1 protein-coding gene is annotated in these 204 nt (G+C 35.3%); it reads right to left on the minus strand.

Going from position 1 to position 204, the window contains the following annotated elements:
* On the minus strand, nt 1-204 hold a 204-nt coding region (locus FFO06_RS21330), incomplete at both ends, for a cadherin repeat domain-containing protein (protein WP_201275522.1).

Consider the following 204-nt stretch of genomic DNA (forward strand, 5'->3'; position numbering starts at 1 on the left):
TGAGATTACCAATTACACCATCTGTTTGACCTTCAGCAATTGCGGTCTTGTCAAGCAACAAATCAGTGGGTGCTTCATTAATGTCGTTAACGTTAATATTTAATTGTTTCTCAAAAGATAACCCATCTTGGTCTTCAGTTTTGACTCTAATGCTGTAACTTGTTTGGGTTTCAAAGTCAAATACAGTATTAGCTATGAGTTGAT

The organism is Dolichospermum planctonicum (assembly GCF_005402965.1).
GTDB lineage: Bacteria > Cyanobacteriota > Cyanobacteriia > Cyanobacteriales > Nostocaceae > Dolichospermum > Dolichospermum planctonicum.